Source organism: Mycobacterium sp. NPDC050551 (genome assembly GCF_040674075.1).
Classification (GTDB): Bacteria; Actinomycetota; Actinomycetes; order Mycobacteriales; family Mycobacteriaceae; genus Mycobacterium.
This window is the reverse complement of the sequence record NZ_JBFARC010000002.1, coordinates 467,200-482,141: the sequence shown is the minus strand read 5'-3', so window position 1 is coordinate 482,141 and position 14,942 is coordinate 467,200. Positions and strand designations below refer to the sequence as shown.

At 69.2% G+C, this 14,942-nt stretch carries 13 protein-coding genes; 5 read left to right on the top strand and 8 right to left on the bottom strand.

What is annotated here, in order from left to right; genetic code table 11:
* Positions 1–43: 43 nt before the first annotated feature.
* A complete protein-coding gene (locus tag AB0K11_RS08970) occupies positions 44–898 on the bottom strand; it encodes a hypothetical protein (RefSeq protein WP_364974898.1) in 855 nt (284 codons plus the stop codon).
* Between the two features lie 121 nt (positions 899–1,019).
* The gene (locus tag AB0K11_RS08965; RefSeq protein ID WP_364974895.1) at positions 1,020–2,561 is read right to left on the bottom strand and encodes a phospholipid carrier-dependent glycosyltransferase; all 1,542 of its coding nucleotides are present in this window, start codon (positions 2,559–2,561) and stop codon (positions 1,020–1,022) included.
* Positions 2,562–2,585: 24 nt separating this feature from the next.
* Between AB0K11_RS08965 and rsmI the strand changes: the two genes are divergently transcribed.
* The gene (gene rsmI / locus AB0K11_RS08960) at positions 2,586–3,425 is read left to right on the top strand and encodes a 16S rRNA (cytidine(1402)-2'-O)-methyltransferase (protein WP_364974892.1); all 840 of its coding nucleotides are present in this window, start codon (positions 2,586–2,588) and stop codon (positions 3,423–3,425) included.
* On the opposite strand, the gene AB0K11_RS08955 is transcribed toward rsmI, so the two are convergent.
* From AB0K11_RS08955 to metG, 4 genes are all read right to left on the bottom strand, one after another.
* On the bottom strand, positions 3,395–4,633 hold the full coding sequence (locus tag AB0K11_RS08955) for an aminodeoxychorismate synthase component I (RefSeq protein ID WP_364974889.1): 1,239 nt from the start codon (positions 4,631–4,633) through the stop codon (positions 3,395–3,397). The genes rsmI and AB0K11_RS08955 overlap by 31 nt on opposite strands.
* Before the next feature lie 19 nt (positions 4,634–4,652).
* On the bottom strand, positions 4,653–5,555 hold the full coding sequence (locus AB0K11_RS08950) for an RNA polymerase sigma-70 factor (RefSeq protein ID WP_364974886.1): 903 nt from the start codon (positions 5,553–5,555) through the stop codon (positions 4,653–4,655).
* Positions 5,552–6,724 carry an FAD-dependent oxidoreductase gene (locus tag AB0K11_RS08945; protein ID WP_364974883.1) on the bottom strand — a complete coding sequence of 391 codons (1,173 nt, stop codon included), beginning with the start codon at positions 6,722–6,724 and terminating at the stop codon, positions 5,552–5,554. Before AB0K11_RS08945 ends, AB0K11_RS08950 begins: the two co-directional genes overlap by 4 nt.
* Before the next feature lie 103 nt (positions 6,725–6,827).
* Positions 6,828–8,375 carry a methionine--tRNA ligase gene (metG, locus tag AB0K11_RS08940; RefSeq protein ID WP_364974880.1) on the bottom strand — a complete coding sequence of 516 codons (1,548 nt, stop codon included), beginning with the start codon at positions 8,373–8,375 and terminating at the stop codon, positions 6,828–6,830.
* Here metG and AB0K11_RS08935 point away from each other — a divergent pair.
* The 3 genes from AB0K11_RS08935 to rsmA all read left to right on the top strand — a co-directional run bounded on the left by AB0K11_RS08935 (position 8,368) and on the right by rsmA (position 11,340).
* Positions 8,368–9,243 (top strand): TatD family hydrolase, encoded by an 876-nt coding sequence (locus AB0K11_RS08935; RefSeq protein ID WP_364974877.1) that lies wholly within the window; start codon positions 8,368–8,370, stop codon positions 9,241–9,243. The two genes, metG and AB0K11_RS08935, sit on opposite strands and share 8 nt — an antisense overlap.
* A gap of 88 nt (positions 9,244–9,331) precedes the next feature.
* Positions 9,332–10,459 carry a transglycosylase family protein gene (locus tag AB0K11_RS08930; protein WP_364974874.1) on the top strand — a complete coding sequence of 376 codons (1,128 nt, stop codon included), beginning with the start codon at positions 9,332–9,334 and terminating at the stop codon, positions 10,457–10,459.
* Complete coding sequence (rsmA, locus tag AB0K11_RS08925) at positions 10,456–11,340, top strand: 16S rRNA (adenine(1518)-N(6)/adenine(1519)-N(6))-dimethyltransferase RsmA (RefSeq protein WP_364976701.1); 885 nt, start codon at positions 10,456–10,458, stop codon at positions 11,338–11,340. Before AB0K11_RS08930 ends, rsmA begins: the two co-directional genes overlap by 4 nt.
* 9 nt (positions 11,341–11,349) lie before the next feature.
* Here the strand turns inward: rsmA and AB0K11_RS08920 are convergent, their stop codons facing one another.
* Both AB0K11_RS08920 and AB0K11_RS08915 read right to left on the bottom strand, forming a co-directional pair.
* Positions 11,350–12,852 carry an amino acid permease gene (locus AB0K11_RS08920; RefSeq protein WP_364974871.1) on the bottom strand — a complete coding sequence of 501 codons (1,503 nt, stop codon included), beginning with the start codon at positions 12,850–12,852 and terminating at the stop codon, positions 11,350–11,352.
* Positions 12,853–12,932: 80 nt separating this feature from the next.
* Entirely contained in the window at positions 12,933–13,724 is a 792-nt protein-coding gene (locus AB0K11_RS08915) for a serine/threonine-protein kinase (protein WP_364974868.1), read from the bottom strand.
* Positions 13,725–13,774: 50 nt separating this feature from the next.
* Here AB0K11_RS08915 and AB0K11_RS08910 point away from each other — a divergent pair, with 50 nt between their 5' ends.
* On the top strand, positions 13,775–14,743 hold the full coding sequence (locus AB0K11_RS08910; protein WP_364974865.1) for a 4-(cytidine 5'-diphospho)-2-C-methyl-D-erythritol kinase: 969 nt from the start codon (positions 13,775–13,777) through the stop codon (positions 14,741–14,743).
* The last annotated feature ends 199 nt before the right edge of the window (positions 14,744–14,942 follow it).

Here is a 14,942-nt window from a genome sequence, read left to right as displayed (position 1 = left end):
GCGTTTTTGCGTGGAGGGCTGTTGTGGCGTCGAAACCACAGCCCTACGCGCAAAAACGAGGAGTCCACTCGCGTCGTGCCAAGGCGTCGCGGACCCGTCGCAGCGTGAAGAGCCTGCTGTGCTCCTTCACCACCTTGATGTCGATCCAGCCCTGACGCTCGATGAGTTCGGCTCTTCCGATGTCGTACACGTACTGACCGCGATCATCGAGGTGGTGGGCGCCCTCGTAGTCGAGGCCCACTTTCGGCTCCTCGTAGCCCATGTCGATGTAGGCGTCCGCGAATCCGTCGCTGACCAGGATCTGGGTGTGCGGGCGGGGCAGGCCGTCATCGATGAGCATCAACCGCAGCGCCGTCTCTCTCGGTGACTGTGCGCCGCCGTCCATCAGGTCCAGCGCCACCCGCGCTCGCGGCAGCCCCCTGGCCCTGGGATGGCGCTCGGCCGCCTCGAGTGCGTCGACCGCGGTGACTCCGGACGCATGGGCGAGGGCGTCGAGGTGTCGGACGGCAGCGTCTCGCGGGAGACATCTCGCCAGATCGAGCGCCGTGCGATGCACGCTCGTGACGGGTAGCCCGGCGACGCGGACGATCTCGTCGGCGTCGAGCCGCTCATTGCGCACCGTGATGCCCGGTGGGGGCCGGCCGGAGCGCCAGATCAATTCGATCGGCGTGGCCGCGTCCACCCATCGCGCTCCGTGCAGTGCCGCGGCGGCACGACCCGCGATCACGCCGTTGCGTCCTGACCACAGAATGGCGCCGACGGTTCTCGTCTGCAGCGAGGGCGTCGCTGCCTTGGGCGCGTAGACACCGGGGAAGAGCGCACGGTAGTTCCACCGGAGCTGACCGCGGGTGAGCGTGCCGAGGGCCAGCACCTCGCCGCCGATCACGACTTCCTGCATGCCGCGATGGTCGCCGTCGCGGCCGACAATTCGGCCTGCCGAGCGCAATTTTGCGTCTAGGGCTGTGGATAACCGCGCGCAACAGCCCAGGACGCAAAAACGAGCGCTACACGTCCAACCGTTAGCGCCAGCTGGGCAGCCAGATCTGCAGGTTCCACGTCGACTGTGAGATCGGAATCCCGGTCAGGATCGGGTACATCCACGCGAAGTTGGTGATCACCAGCGCCACGTAGATGCTCACCACGAGCAGCCCCAGCGTTCGCCGCTCGGCGTTCTGGCGGGGCTTGTGCAGGATGTCGCCGAGGATCATCGCGATCGCCAACACGAGGAACGGCGCCATCACCGCGGCGTAGAAGAAGTACATCTGCCGGTCGATGTCGGCGAACCACGGCAGGAAGCCCGCCGAATAGCCCACCAGGATCACCGCGTAGCGCCAGTCCCGCTTCACGATCGCCCGCCACACCGCCCAGCCGAGCACCGGCACCGCGATGAACCACATCGCGGGTGTGCCGACGAGCATCACGGCCTTGACGCACGACTGCGCGCCGCAGCCCGGCACGTCCTGGTTGTCGATCGCATACAGCACCGGCCGCAACGACATCGGCCACGCCCACGGCTTGGACTCCCACGGGTGGTGGTTGCCGTCGGCGTTGGTCAGCCCGGAGTGGAATCGGTACGCGGCGTGGGTGTAGTACCACAGCGACCGCAGCGCATCCGGGATCGGCAGCACGCTGTCCTCGCCGATCGCCTGCCCCACCTGGTGCCGGTTCACCCCGGTCTCGGAGGCGAACCACGGCGTATACGACGCCAGATAGACGCCGAACGGAATCAGCACCAGCGCGTACAGCGACGGCCCCAGGTCGCGGCGAAGCGCCCCCCGCCACGGCCGCCGCACCCGGTACTGCCTGCGCGCGGCGATGTCGAACGCCAGCGTCATCACGCCGAAGAACATGACGAAGTACAGGCCCGACCACTTTGTCGCACACGCCAATCCGAGCAGCACTCCGGCGCCGAACCGCCACCAGCGCACGCCGAGCCGCGGGCCCCACGCGGTCTCCCCGATCCGGCCCTCGAGCATCGCGATGTGCATCCGCTCGCGCACCTGGTCGCGGTCGACGATCAGGCAGCCGAACGCCGCCACCACGAACACCACCAGGAACCCGTCGAGCAGTGCGGTCCGGGACGCCACGAAGCTCACCCCGTCGGCGATCAGCAGCAGACCGGCGATACCGCCGACGATCGTGGACCGGCTGATGCGCCGTCCGATCCGCGCCACGAGCAGCACCACGATCACACCGCAGAGCGCGCCGGAGAACCGCCAGCCCAGGCCGTTGTAACCGAACAGCGCCTCGCCGATCGCGATCAGTTGTTTGCCGACCGGTGGGTGCACCACCAGCCCGTAGCCGGGGTTGTCCTCGATGCCGTGGTTGTGCAGCATCTGCCAGGCCTGCGGCGCGTAGTGCTTCTCGTCGAAGATCGGAGTGCCCGCATCGGTGGGCGAGCCGAGGTTGAGGAACCGCGTCACCGCGGCGAGCGCCGTGACCACGGCGGTCATCGCCCACCCCGACAGCCGGTCCAGTGGACCGAAGTCCGCCGGGGGTGTCAGCGGGGCCGGACTGATGACGGGGACCGCGCGCGGCGCTTCGGTGGCGGGGGCGGTCACGACAGCGATCGTAGGCTGTCGGTTGTGACGAATCCTGGTCGACTACTGCTGGGCGCCACGCCCCTGGGTTTGCCCACGGATGCGTCCGCCCGCCTGATCACCGCGTTGAGCAGCGTCGACATCGTCGCGGCCGAGGACACCCGGCGGGTGCGCACCCTCGCCCAGGCACTCGAGGTCCGGATCGCAGGCAAGGTGGTGAGCCTGTTCGACCAGAACGAGGCGACCCGCATTCCCGGCCTGCTCGACGCGATCCGCTCCGGGGCGACGGTTCTGGTGGTCAGCGACGCGGGCATGCCGCTGATCAACGATCCCGGATACCGGCTGGTGTCGGCCTGTGTCGACGCCGGTCTCCCGGTGAGCTGCCTGCCCGGGCCGTCGGCCGTGACGACGGCGCTCGCGGTGTCCGGACTGCCGTCCGACCGGTTCTGCTTCGAGGGATTCGCCCCGCGTAAGCACGCCGCCCGGGTGTCGTGGTTCGCCGCCCTGGCCGCCGAACCGCGCACCTGCGTGTTCTTCGAGTCGCCGCGGCGCCTGGCCGACACCCTGCGCGACGCGGCCGAGGCGCTCGGTGGACAGCGCCGCGCGGTGGTGTGCCGGGAGCTGACGAAGACCCACGAGGAGATCGTGCGCGGGTCGCTGAGTGAACTCGTCGAATGGGCCGGGGACGGCGTGCTCGGCGAGATCACCGTGGTGCTGGCGGGTGCGGTGCCGCAGGCCGACGAGGCGACACTCGTCGCGGAGGTGAGCGCACTCGTCGACGAGGGGATGCGGGTGAAGGACGCCTGCGCGCAGGTGGTCGCGGCGCATCCTGGCTCGCCGTCGCGCCGAGAGCTCTACGACGCGGTCTTGCGCTCGCGGGAGTGAGCGGCGTCCACGATCGACGCGGCCTTGTGCAGGCATTCGTCCCACTCGAGGTCGGGGACCGAGTCGGCGGTGATGCCGCCGCCGACGCCGAGCACCGCGTTGCCCGCGGCGTCGATCTCGACGGTGCGGATCGCCACGTTGAGCTCGCAACCGCCCAGCGGTGACGCCAGACCGATTGTCCCGCAGTAGATGCCGCGACGCGCGGACTCCCAGGACCGCAACAGCCTGCGTGCCCGCTCCTTCGGGGTGCCGGTCACCGACGCCGGCGGGAACGCGGCCTCCAGCAGTGCCGCCATCGGCACGTCGAGGCCGACCTGCGCCGCCACCGTCGACACCAGATGCCACACGCCCGGGGCCGGCCGGACGGAGAGCAGGTCGGGCACGGTGACGGTGCCGATGTCGGCGACCCGCCCCAGGTCGTTGCGCACCAGGTCGACGATCATGATGTTCTCGGCGACGTCCTTGACCGACGACCGCAGCGCGGCGGGGTCCGCGTCACGCGGCAGCGTGCCCTTGATCGGACTGGATGTCACCGTCGTCCCGTGTCGGCGCAGGAACAGTTCGGGGGACAACGACGCCACCGCGCCCCATTCGCCGGCCACGTACGCCGCCCGCGCGGGTGACGTCCGCGTGACCGCGTCGACGAAGAAATCCAGTGGGGCGCCGCGCAGTCGGCCGCTGAACTGCGTGCACACGCAAGCCTGGTACACCTCACCCGCGGCGATCGCCTCGAGGCAGGCCAGCACACCGGCGCGGTGGGCGTCACGGTCGGGCGCACGCCAGGTGATGTCGGCGCGTGTCGCCGGGACGGGGCCGTGCAGGGCCTCAGTGATCCACGCGGGAAGTGCTGCGTCGGTGAGAGATTCATACCGCCACGTGCCGTCGCGGTCCTGGCGGAGCACGCAGTCCGACCAGCCGCCCGCCGCCTCCGGGATGCGCGGACCGAGCCCGTCGGCGCCCGGATCGGGATAGGACAGATAGCCGAACCAGCCGCCGCCGATCGTCGAACCGTCGCCCACCGCACCGTCGAACACCGAATCGACCGCCACCGGCCGTACGTCGACGCTCGGCGCGATCACCGCGCGCGAGCCGAACCAGTCGCCGATCAGCGCGGCGGGCGGCGGCAGGCCGCGGCGCGCGCCGGCGGCGCCGAGGGCGGCAAGCACCGTTGGCGCGTCGCCGAGTCGTCCGAGCCGCTCGATCCGCACCCGCCAAGCCTGACAGAGGCTAGCGGCTGATCTCCCGGCGGATGTCGACACCGGCCAGCTTGTCCGGGTTGCGCATCGCGTAGAAGTGCGCGATGCGGCCGTCGACGATCTCCACGGTGATCACGCCCTCGAAGCTGTCGCCGAGGTACAGCCGCAGCGCGGGGGCGTTGTTGTACATGGCCGGTTCGATGCGGCCACCCTCGCCCGCGAGCCGGATCAATCCCATGACCAGCTTGGCGACGCGCTCCGCGCCCGCCACGGGTCTCCTTGCCGCCGAACGCTTGCCGTCGCTGTCGGCGGTCCACACGACGTCGGGGGCCAGCATCGCCATCAGGTCCTCGAGGTCGCCGCTGGCGGCCGCGGCGAAGAACCGGGTGGTGAGGGCCTCGGACGTCCTCGAGTCGACGGGCTCGAACCGCTTGCGCCGCGACTGCACATGCTCCCTGGCGCGGTGCGCCATCTGACGCACCGCCACCGTGGATTTGCCGACGGCCGAGGCGATCTCGTCGTGGTCGAAGCCGAACACCTCGCGCAGCACGAACACCGCGCGCTCGTCGGGGGTCAGTGTCTCGAGCACCACCAGCATCGCCATCGACACCGACTCGGCGAGGACGACGTCGGCGGCGGGGTCCCGGATGTCCAGCAGCAGGGGTTCGGGCAGCCACGGCCCGACGTAGTCCTCGCGCCTGCGGGACTGGGTGCGCAGGGCGTTGAGGGCCTGCCGGGTGACGAGCTGGGCGAGGTAGGCCTTGGTGTCACGCACCGTGTCCAGGTCGACCTCGGCCCAGCGCAGGTAACTCTCCTGCAGCACATCGTCGGCTTCCGTTGCGCTGCCCAGCATCTCGTAGGCGATCGTGAACAGCAACGGGCGCAGCAACGTGAACCGTTCCGCGTGCTCCGAAGCACCCGGCGCGGCCGTCACCGGACCGCCACCGCCTCGGCGAGCCGCTTCTGACGCTTGCCGCCCTTGAGCCAGAAGTAGCTTCCCGGCTTGCGCGCCTCCCGGGCCAGGAAGGCGACCGTGCCCTTGCACACCGCTTCCTTGATCGACGCCGCCGCCCGTCCGCCGATGTGCAACGGCATCACCCTGTCGTCGAGGTGGGCGAGTTGGATGAGTCCGGCGTTGCGCCCGATGCTGATGCACTGGCCGGTGAACGCCTGATTGAGCACGGCGGGTTCGGTGCCCGCGATCCGGGACAGCACCGTGTTGGCGGCCTGTGCGCCGAGCGGGATCGCCGCCTGGCAGCTCATCCGCAGTGGGAGGTCCGACGGTGCCGAGGCGTCGCCGGCAGCGACGATGCGGGGGTCGTCGACGCTGGTCAACGTCTCGTCCGTGATCAGCCGGCCGATCCGGTCGGTGGTCAGGCCGCTGCGCGCAGCGAGGTCGGGCACCCCGAAGCCCGCCGTCCAGATCGTGACGGCGCTGGGCAGTTCGCGGCCGTCGGCCAGCGTGACCGCGGCCGGGCCGACCGCCGTCACCACCGCACCCGGGCCGTCCAGCACGGTCACGCCCAGCTTGGCGAACCGCTTGGCCGCCGAGCGCCGGCCCGCGGTGCTCAGGTAGGGGCCGAGCACGCTGCCGCACACCAGGGTGACGGGGCGGCCCTGCTCGGCCAGTTCGGCGGCCACCTCGATGCCCGTCGGTCCGGCACCCACGACGACGATGGGCGCGTCGGCCGCGGCGCCGGCGACGGCGGCGCGCAGCGGTTCGGCGTGCTCGAACTCCGAGATCGGATATGCGTGCTCGGCGGCGCCGGGCACGGTCACCGCGGCGCCGGTGCTGCCGACCGCGTAGATCAGGTAGTCGTAGTCGAGCGTGTCGCCGGAGCCGAGTTCGACCTGGCGCGACGGGGCGTCGATCCGGGTCGCCGAATCGACGACGAGCCTGATGCCCGCACCGAGAATGCTCTCGTAGTCCACGACGGAATCGTCGGACCCGGTGACGACCTGGTGCAGCCGGATTCGCTCCACGAAGGTCGGCCGCGGGTTGATCAGGGTGACGTCGACCGTCTCGTCGAGTCGCAAATGGTTGGCGGCCATCACACCGGCGTAACCGCCGCCGACCACGACCACCCTGTGCTGTTCGGTCATCTCACACTCCTCGGTTCATCCGGCGTTGCGATCGAGCCGGGTTGCCTTGGAGACACCGCACACGCCGCGAGTGTGACAGGCGATCGCGCCGGTGTGGCGCAGATCACTCCACCTGATAGCGCGGGAACACCCCGCTGGGCGGCGGCAAGGGCGTGCCCGCCGCGATGGGGGTGCCGATCGCGGCGAAGTCGCGCTGGTCGGCGGGCTGCCCCAGCAGATCGAGCAGTGCCCCGGCCGCCGTCGGCATGACCGGCTGGCTGAGCAGTGCCGCGATGCGCACCACCTCCAGCGTCGTGTAGAGCACGGTCTTGAAGCGCTGCCGGGATTCGTCGGTGGAGCCTTTTCGCAGCACCCACGGCTCCTGGGCCGAGAAGTACCTGTTGGCGGCGGCGAGCACCGACCAGATCGCCTCCAGCCCGAGGTGAAGTGCCTGCCCGTCGTAGTGCTCCCGCACCCGGGCCAGGAGTGCGCCCGCCGCGTCGAGCAGAGCGGTGTCCTCGGCGGTGAACGTTCCGGGTTCGGGCACGGCGCCGTCGAGGTTCTTGGCGACCATCGACAGCGAGCGCTGCGCCAGGTTGCCCAGTTCGTTGGCGAGGTCGGCGTTGATCCGGGCGATGATCCCGTCCTCGGTGTAGTTGCCGTCCTGGCCGAACGGCACCTCACGGAGCAGGAAGTAGCGCACCTGGTCGACGCCGAACGTGTCGACGAGTGCGACCGGGTCCACCACGTTGCCGACCGACTTGCTCATCTTCTCGCCGCCGCTGAGCAGGTGGCCGTGGGCGAACACCCGCCGCGGCAGTTCGATGCCGGCCGACATCAGGAACGCAGGCCAGTACACGGTGTGGAACCGGATGATGTCCTTGCCGATCATGTGCAGGTCGGCCGGCCAGTACTTCGTGAACGCCGCCGAGTCGGTGTCGGGGAATCCGACGCCGGTGAGGTAGTTGGTGAGCGCGTCGACCCACACGTACATGACGTGGTCGGGGTGGCCGGGCACGGGGACGCCCCAGTCGAAGGTGGTCCGCGAGATCGACAAGTCGCGTAGGCCGCCGGAGACGAAGCTGACCACTTCGTTGCGCCGCACGTCCGGCCCGATGAACTCGCGGTGGGCCTCGTAATGGGCCAGCAACCGGTCGGCGTAGGCCGACAGCCGGAAGAAGTAGGTCTCCTCCTCGGTCCAGGTGAGCGGTGCGCCGGTCTCGGTGGCGATCCGGGTGCCGTCGTCGCGGACCGTCGTCTCGCCCTCGGTGAAGAACCGCTCGTCACGCACGGAGTACCAGCCGGAGTAGGCGTCGAGGTAGATGTCGCCGGCGGCGTTCATCCGGTTCCAGATGTCGATCGAGGCGTCGATGTGGTCGGCATCGGTGGTGCGGATGAAGCGGTCGAAGGAGATGTCGAGCTTCTCGTAGAGGCGCTGGAACACGTCGGAGTTGCGCCGGGCGAAATCGGGGGTGGGCAGACCCTCACGGGTGGCGGTCTCAGCCATCTTCAGGCCGTGTTCGTCGGTGCCGGTGAGGAAGCGGACGTCGAAACCGTCGAGGCGTTTGAACCGCGCGATGGCGTCGGTGGCGATCTTCTCGTAGGCGTGCCCGATGTGCGGTGCGCCGTTCGGGTAGTCGATAGCCGTGGTGATGTAGAACGGGATGCTCATTTGGACACAACCTTATGGTGTTGCGGTGAGTAGTAAGCGCTCAGCCGGACGGGAGGCGCCGCCGCCGCCGGAACCCCTGCCTCCGCTGATCGACGCGCACACCCACCTCGACGCCTGTGGGGCCGAGGACGCCGACGACGTGCGCGCGATCGTGGACCGGGCCGAGGCCGTCGGCGTGCAGACCGTGGTCACCATCGCCGACGATCTGGCCTCGGCGCGGTGGGCGACCCGGGCCGCCGAGTGGGACCCGCGCGTGTACGCCGCGGTCGCGCTGCACCCGACGCGCGCCAATGCGCTCACCGACGACACCAGGGCGGAGCTCGAACGCCTCGCGGCGCATCCGCGGGTGGTGTCCGTCGGCGAGACCGGCATGGACCTGTACTGGCCGGGCCGGCTGGAGGGCTGCGCCACGCCCGCCGAGCAGCGCGAGGCCTTCGCCTGGCACATCGACCTGGCCAAACGCGTCGACAAACCGCTGATGATCCACAACCGCGACGCCGACGCCGACGTGCTCGACGTGCTGCGCGCCGAGGGCGCCCCCGACACCGTGATCTTCCACTGCTTCTCGTCGGACGCCGCGATGGCGCGGGCCTGCGTCGACGCCGGCTGGCTGCTGAGCCTGTCGGGCACCGTCAGCTTCCGCAACGCCCGGGCGCTTCGCGAGGCGGTTCCGCTGATCCCGGCCGACCAGCTGCTCGTCGAGACGGACGCCCCGTTCCTCACCCCGCACCCGTTCCGGGGTGCGCCGAACGAGCCATACTGTCTGCCGTACACCGTGCGTGCGCTCGCCGAGGTCGTCGGGCGCCCGGCCGAACAACTCGCCGGCGAAACCACGGCAAACGCGAGAAGGGCCTACCGCGTGGCCTAATTTGCTGCCAGGACACCTTTTCGTTACCGTCTTGTGATCCAGTACGGCTGAGCCCAATGCCGTCCGACAGTCGGGGACTGACTCCATCTTGAATGCTCTGACCAAGCTCCATGAATCGCGCTCGCCTGTCCTGCGACTCCTCGTGGGGACGTTGCTGCTCACGTTGACGTTCGCCGGCGGCTACGCCGTCACGGCGCACAAGACCGTCACCCTCAACGTCGACGGCACCTCCACGACGGTCACCACGATGAAGTCCCGGGTGATCGACGTGGTGCAGGAGAACGGCTTCGACGTCGAGGACCGCGACGATCTGCGCCCGGCGGGCGACCAGAAGATCCGCCAGTCCGAGACCATCGAACTGCGCCGCAGCCGGCCGCTGCAGATCTCCCTCGACGGCCAGCACAGCACCCAGGTGTGGACCACGGCGTCCACCGTCGACGAGGCGCTCAGCCAGCTGCAGATGACCGACAAGGCGCCCGCCGCGGCATCGCGCGGGAGCCGCGTCCCGCTGGCCGGCATGTCATTGCCCGTGGTCAGCCCCAAAACCGTGCACATCGACGAGGGTGGCGTCGTGCGCACCGTGCGTCTGGCTGCGCCGAACGTGGCCGGCCTGCTCGACGCCGCGGGCGCTCCGCTGCAGCAGCGTGACAAGGTGACCCCGCCGGCTGCCGCGCCGGTCGTCGACGGCATGGCGATCCACGTGACCCGGATCCGCATCGAGCGGGTCACCGAGCGGCTGCCGCTCGCACCGGCCAACCAGCGCATCGAGGACGTCTCCCTGAACATGAGCCGTTCGGTGGTCGAGGACCCCGGCGCGCCCGGCTCGCAGGACGTGACATTCGCCATCGCGAAGGTGAACGGTGTCGAAACGGGCAGGTTGCCAGTAGCCAATGTCGTCGTGACACCGGCCCGTCCCGGGGTGCTGCGGGTGGGTGCCAAACCAGGTACCGAAGTGCCTCCGGTGAGCAACGGGAGCCAGTGGAACGCGCTTGCGCAGTGCGAAGCCGGAGGTAACTGGGGCATCAATACCGGCAATGGATATTTCGGTGGAGTGCAATTTGATCAAAACACCTGGGAGCGGAACGGCGGTCTGAGGTATGCTGAGCGCGCAGATCTGGCCACAAGAGAAGAGCAGATCGCGATTGCTGAGGTCACTCGGGCGCGTCAAGGATGGGGCGCGTGGCCCGTGTGTAGTGCGAGAGTGGGGGCGTCCTGACGATTCGGCTACTCGGGCGGACCGAGATACGACGCTTGGCGAAAGACATCGACTTTCGGCCACGCAAGTCCTTTGGACAGAACTTCGTCCATGATGCGAACACCGTTCGCCGGATCGTCTCGGCGTCGGGCATCCACCGGCACGACCACGTCTTAGAGGTCGGACCCGGGCTGGGTTCGCTCACGTTGGCGCTGTTGGACAAGGGTGCGCACGTCACCGCGGTGGAGATCGACCCGCTGCTGGCGCGCCAGTTGCCCAAGACGATCGCCGATCACTCGCACAGCGAGATCAACCGGCTCACGGTGCTCAACCGCGACATCCTGACGCTGCAGCCGACGGACCTGGACAACGCGCCCACCGCGCTCGTCGCCAACCTGCCGTACAACGTCGCGGTGCCCGCACTGCTGCACCTGCTCGCGGAGTTCCCGACGATCAAGTCGGTGATGGTGATGGTGCAGGCCGAGGTCGCCGAGCGACTGGCCGCCGAACCCGGTGGCAAGGACTACGGCGTGCCGAGTGCCAAGGTGCGGTTCTACGGCAAGGTGCGCCGCTACGGCATGGTGTCGCCGACGGTGTTCTGGCCGATCCCGCGGGTGTACTCCGGGCTGGTGCGGCTCGACCGTTACGAGACCTCGCCGTGGCCGACCGAGTCCGCCTTCCGCAAGCAGGTCTTCGACCTCATCGACATCGCGTTCGCACAACGCCGCAAGACGTCGCGCAACGCGTTCGCCGAGTGGGCGGGATCGGGCAACGAGTCGGCACGCCGGCTGCTCGCCGCCAGCATCGACCCGTCGCGTCGCGGTGAGACCCTCGGCGTCGCCGACTTCGTGCGGTTGCTGCAGCGCTCGGACGACTCCGAAGAGCCAGTCCGCCTCGCGTAGCCCGGCCGGCTACTCCTTGTCGGCGTCGCGCCGGTTGTCCTTGCCGAGCAGTTCGTCGAGCAGCGGCGTCTCCGCGACCACCGGGTAGTTGCCGGTGAATCCGACGCGCTCGCGCGCCATCTCGAGCACCCGGCCGCGGACCGCGTACCACCCGCCGACCAGCGTCGGGATGATGACGAGCAACGCGATCAGGTTCCAGTAGTTCTCGTAGCACATCAGTGCGGTCACACCGACGAGGAACACCAGGGTGGCGTAGCTCGTGTAGGGCGTGCCGAACAGCCGGAAGCTGGGCCGCTCGAGGATGCCCTTCTGCGACCAGCGGTACAGCTGGATCTGGCAGATGACGATCGTCCCCCATGACGCGATGATGCCCAGGGCCGACAGGTCGAGAGCGATGTTGAACGCCTCCGAGGGCACGATCAGGTTGAGGAAGACGCCGACGACGGTGAAGCAGGCCGTCAACGCGATGCCGGCCCAGGGCACGCCCCTGCTGGACATCTTGGCGGTGAACTTGGGCGCGCTGCCGTTCATGGACATCGACCGCAGGATGCGCCCCGTCGAGTACAACCCGGCGTTGAGGCTGGACAGCGCGGCGGTGAGCACCACGAAGTTCATGATGTCGCCCGCCGCGGGAACACCGATCTTGGAGAAGAAGGTGACGAACGGGCTGGTGCCCTCCTCGTAGGCGGTGTACGGCAGCAGCAGTGCCAACAGGATCAGTGAGCCGACGTAGAACACCGCGATCCGGAAGATGACGGAGTTGATCGCCTTGGGCATCACCTTGGGCGGATCCTCGGTCTCGCCTGCGGCGGTGCCCACCAATTCGACTGCGGCGTAGGCGAAGATGACGCCCGAGGTGATGATCACCAGTTGGAGGATGCCGGTCGGCAGGATGCCGCCGTTGTCGGCGATCACCGAGGGACCGGTGGTCTGGCCCTCGATCGAGAAGCGGCCCGCCAGGAAGGCGATGCCGACGATCAGGAAGGTGACGAGCGCGACGACCTTGATCAGCGCCGCCCAGAACTCCATCTCGCCGAACCACTTGACCGAGATCATGTTCACGCTCAGGACGATCACCAGCGCGATCAGTGCGATGGTCCACTGCGGAATCGCCTCGAACGCGCCCCAGTAGTGCATGTAGAGCGCGATGGCGGTGACGTCGACGATCGACGTGCAGGCCCAGTTGAAGAAGTACATCCAGCCGGCCACATATGCGGCCTTCTCGCCGAGGAACTCACGCGCGTAGGAGACGAACGATCCCGACGAAGGGCGGTGCAGCACAAGCTCACCCAGTGCGCGCAGGATGAAGAAGACGAAGACGCCGCAGATCGCGTACACGATGAACAGGCCCGGTCCGGCGCTGTTGAGCCGGCCGCCGGCGCCCATGAACAGGCCGGTGCCGATGGCGCCGCCGATGGCGATCATCTGCAGCTGCCGCGGCTTGAGGCCCTTCTCGTAGCCTTCCTCCTCATGCGCGAGTGCGGAGTTGTCGTACGGCGCGGTCGCGGTCATACGCCCGAAGTTAGCCCCGGCCGTGTAAAGCGGAACTTGACGCCAGTTAAAGCTGCGTTAAGTCGGCGGGCGGACGCCGTTCACCGCAGCGTGCGGGTGATCAGCCGGATCATCTCCGAACACGAGTCGTAGCGCAGCTCGGGATCCTTCGCCAGCGCCTTGGCCATGACCGAGTCGAACGCGTGCGGGATCCAGGCGATCCGCCGCGCCAGCCGCGGTGGCGGGGAGTTCAGATGCAAGTCGACCAGGCCGAGCGAGGTGCTCGCGGTGAAGGGCGTTGCGCCGGTGATCATCTCGACCGCGGTGCACGCCAGCGCGTACTCGTCGACCGCCGGTGTCGGCGTCCTTCCTCGCAGCAGCTCCGGTGCGGAGTAGGGCAGCGACGCCTCGACGCGGGTCGGGTGGCGGGCGGCGTCGTCGGCCATCGAGTGCGCGACGCCGAAGTCGACGAGCACCGCATTTGTCGGTGAAAAGGGCTCACGCACAAGGATGTTGGCGGGTTTGACGTCACAGTGCACGATTCCCTGACGGTGTGTGTGGTCCAGCGCGCCGGCGATCTGAGCCAAGGCCGTCAGCCGGTCGTCCATCCGGGGCAGGGTCATCGCCGTTCCGCCGCCGACGATCTCCATGGTGAGCCAGTGCGGTCCGGCCTCGTAGACCTTCACCACGTGCGGGTGGTCGGCCGCGCGGGCGAACCCGAACTCTCGCTGCAGCCGGCCGAGGTCGGCGGGCCTGCGGTGATGCTCGTCGAGCATCTTGAGCGCCACGTCGACGCCTGCGTCGGTGCGCACCCGGTAGACCTCGGCGTACCCGCCGCGGCCCAGCGGTTCGTCGACGACGTAGGACGCCACCTTGTCGCCGCGCGCGAGCATATGGGGAAGCCTAGGTTCTCCGGGCCGGCCCGCGGCGTTAGTGTCGTGCGGTGGCCGACGGCAACACCGCATCTCAGTGGGTCCCCACGGGTTCGGTGACCGTGCGCGCACCAGGCAAGGTCAACCTCTATCTTGGCGTCGGTGACCTGCGCGAGGACGGCTACCACGACCTCACCACCGTCTTCCACGCCGTGTCGCTGGTCGACGAGATCACCGTGCGCAACGCCGACGTGCAGTCGCTGGAGATCGCGGGCGAGGGTGCCGAGGGGCTGCCCCTCGACGAGCGGAACCTGGCGTGGCAGGCCGCCGAACTGCTCGCCGAACACGTCGGACGCGCCCCCGACGTGGCGATCTCGATCGAGAAGGCGATACCGGTGGCGGGCGGCATGGCGGGCGGCAGCGCGGACGCAGCGGCCGTACTGGTGGCGATGAACGCCCTGTGGGAGCTGGGGGTGCCGCGCCGCGACCTGCACGCGCTGGCCGCCACGCTGGGCAGTGACGTGCCGTTCGCCCTGCACGGCGGGACGGCGCTGGGCACCGGCCGTGGCGAGGAACTCGCGACGGTACTCGCGCGCAACACCTTCCACTGGGTCCTCGCGTTCGCCCACAAGGGCCTGTCGACCCCCAAGGTCTTCCGGGAGATCGACCGGCTGCGTGCGGCGGCGGACGACCAGCGCGAGGCGCCGCCGCGGCTGGACGATCCCGAGCCGCTGCTCTCGGCGTTGGCCTCCGGCGACCCCGCCGAGCTGGCTCCCCTGCTGGGCAATGACCTGCAGGCCGCGGCGCTGAGCCTGTACCCGGGTCTGCGGCGCACGCTGCGGGCTGGTCGCGAAGCCGGCGCGCTTGCCGGCCTGGTGTCTGGCTCGGGTCCGACCTGTGCGTTCCTGTGCGAGTCGGCGGCGGCGGCGGTCGACATCGGTGTCCGGCTGGCCGGCGCCGGCGTCTGCCGGACCGTGCGGGTGGCCAGCGGGCCGGTGCACGGGGCCCGGTTGGTGCCCGCGCCGACCCCGTCGGGCTGAGCGGTTGGGTCGTATTTGACACCGCAAACTGTGACCCAGGCCTCATTCGGCGCTGCGGTTTGTCGGTTACTTAAGGGTCTTCTAAGATGACTGGCGGTGAAAACTCACGGTCAAGCATCGGGCGCACGACCTTTACCTGCCGGGCACGTCGGCGGGTGGCCTCGCAGCCGCGCGGCAGGCACCCTCGAGGGCGTCGTCG